Annotated in this window: 4 protein-coding genes and 1 pseudogene; all 5 read left to right on the top strand. The window is 32.3% G+C overall.

Annotated elements, in window-relative coordinates:
- Positions 1-610, top strand: a pseudogene (locus ACMZ6Z_RS09290) (hypothetical protein); the annotation flags it as partial.
- Complete coding sequence (locus ACMZ6Z_RS09285; protein ID WP_416132246.1) at positions 597-941, top strand: hypothetical protein; 345 nt, start codon at positions 597-599, stop codon at positions 939-941. The pseudogene ACMZ6Z_RS09290 and the gene ACMZ6Z_RS09285, both read left to right, overlap by 14 nt.
- Before the next feature lie 51 nt (positions 942-992).
- Positions 993-1,223 (top strand): hypothetical protein, encoded by a 231-nt coding sequence (locus ACMZ6Z_RS09280; RefSeq protein ID WP_416132245.1) that lies wholly within the window; start codon positions 993-995, stop codon positions 1,221-1,223.
- A gap of 67 nt (positions 1,224-1,290) precedes the next feature.
- On the top strand, positions 1,291-1,611 hold the full coding sequence (locus ACMZ6Z_RS09275; RefSeq protein ID WP_416132244.1) for a hypothetical protein: 321 nt from the start codon (positions 1,291-1,293) through the stop codon (positions 1,609-1,611).
- Between the two features lie 200 nt (positions 1,612-1,811).
- Entirely contained in the window at positions 1,812-1,955 is a 144-nt protein-coding gene (locus tag ACMZ6Z_RS09270) for a hypothetical protein (RefSeq protein WP_416132243.1), read from the top strand.
- Positions 1,956-2,105: the final 150 nt, after the last annotated feature.

The following is a 2,105-nucleotide window of genomic DNA, read 5'->3' as shown; positions in this document are numbered from 1 at the left end:
CATTACTGGCAAACCAGCAACGGAAGCTGAAATAACAACTGCTAAGCTATACACACCGATTAAGATTAGTAGTAATATCTTAGGAGTTATTTCTTTGTTGGCTGGTCCGAAGGTAGTTACTAAGTATCAAAATTGGAAAAATGGTGAAATTGGACATTTAAAGATTATAAAGGGCAAGGTAGAGGGAAAAATTCCCTTAAAAGAATATGAGATGTATCGCAAAAAAAGTATTCATAATAAGGATTCAGATACCTTAACTTTAGGGAAATATCGTCCAACTATTTTGGAAGATGGAACACAAGATTGGACTACTCCTGGGCCAGATTCTTACATTGTACAAGCAGGCGACACGACCTATTTTGATTTAGGTGATGATTGGAATACCTTAACAAAAAAGTACAATTTAGATGATCAAGGTAAGCAAATGTTTGAATTGTTTAATAAACCAGCTCTTGATGATGCAGTATTAGGTCAAAAAGAAATACGATTTTCACATAACCCTTTAGATTATTCAGACAGTGCTCTGAATTGGGAATGGGATTATTTACAAGATAAATATGATTATAAAGAATTATATAAGATTGGAGATTATTGGTATGCAATTAAGTGATACACTTTTATTAGCTCGAACTATTTCCGAAGCGCTTCGAGGAGTGTTTTCAGATAGAATTGATGGAATTAGTGTATATGATATCGTTGAAGCCCCTGATCATAGGGCATTTAAAATAAAATTCTGTGCGTATAATTATTTTATTTTGGTGTTTAATTATGAGAGGGATATAATAGGCATTTCAATAGATACAGGGAGTCAACCAATTAGACTTTCTAAAGCAAAAAAGACATATTCTGGTGGTGGGTTAGAAGAGTATTTAGAAGAAATTAAACAAGAAATAGAGTTACGTATACCCGATAAATTTTTAAAAGCCAATGGATGGTTGTAAGCAAAAATCCTGATAACTTATTTATATTATTGGACACCCCTGGAAACTTATTTGTTTGCAAAATCATTTGAAGGCTTACAAGTTGAGGAGCATCCTATTTTTGGATATAGAAAGACAATTAGAGCTTATGTATTTGAAACTGAGGTAGATGCAGCATATGGCATAGTGGAAGCTAATCTGCAATTTGGAAAAGGTCAGTTACCACAAGTATTTGTTCCTAATATTGATAAATTAATAGCTGACGAACTCGTTCGTGAAGTTGGGAATGTGAAGTTAAAGTGAGGTAATAAATGATTGATAAAAATATGGGACTGTTATGTTTGAGGAAGGTTTATGTCTATTTAGAGGCATGACATTTGAGGATTTTAGGCAAACTAATTATTTTTCTAATCAAGATTCGAAAAGGGTGTTTTATCTTCGAAATCTAAAAATCTTCGATGAAATTTTTATTATAAGTTTATTCTTTAAGGAAGAAATACTGCATTCCGTTTCGTTGATTATTAATGATTCTTCTATCGTACCTGAACAAGAAGTCCAGAGAAAAATACGTCATGATACAATTTTAACAATGTTTAATATTGAAATAGATAGTATTTATGAATGGGGAGAAATAAAATCGAATTTTAATTCATATAGCAATATTAGCAGTATTGATATCACATATTTTTAACATTACTGTTTCAGATGAAAAGTATCAAAAGGAGTTAAATTTTTTACTTGAAAATTTACAATTAGTACATGAGGTCAGTTTGCCTAATAATCCAAATCTATTTTTAAAATTTCCTGATTTAAAAGATCCTTATGATAATTGGCTATCTTTTAAACAATCCTGACAAATAGTATAGCATTGACGAACTTTCACTCAGAGATTTGGTTGCTAAGTATAGCTATCTCGGTCTGGTATCTCAAGAGTATAATGTCAAAAACTTAAGCTCTGATAAAGAAGCGAAAGCACTTATGCTTTACACCTACTATCGCTATGAGCAGTTAATGGCTAAAGAACCAATTGACTAGCGTGCCCCACAGTTTATGGAGAAGTTGAATGCTCAAATCAATGAAACGGGGTTAAATCCATTTACAGGCAAACCAGCGACAGAAGGTGAAAAACTTGTTGCCAAACATTATGGTTGGGTAAAAAGTAGTTCGACAATGGCTACATCTGTT

Source organism: Streptococcus pluranimalium, assembly GCF_047785705.1.
GTDB classification, from domain to species: domain Bacteria; phylum Bacillota; class Bacilli; order Lactobacillales; family Streptococcaceae; genus Streptococcus; species Streptococcus pluranimalium_A.
The sequence above is the reverse complement of the archived record's forward strand: the minus strand, read 5'-3'. Positions and strand labels throughout refer to the sequence as shown.

What these genes read in the sequence shown, in the direction of transcription:
- ACMZ6Z_RS09285 (WP_416132246.1), top strand. Translation starts at nt 597, where the DNA reads ATGCAATTAAGTGATACACTTTTATTAGCTCGAACTATTTCCGAAGCG.
- ACMZ6Z_RS09275 (WP_416132244.1), top strand. Translation starts at nt 1,291, where the DNA reads ATGACATTTGAGGATTTTAGGCAAACTAATTATTTTTCTAATCAAGAT.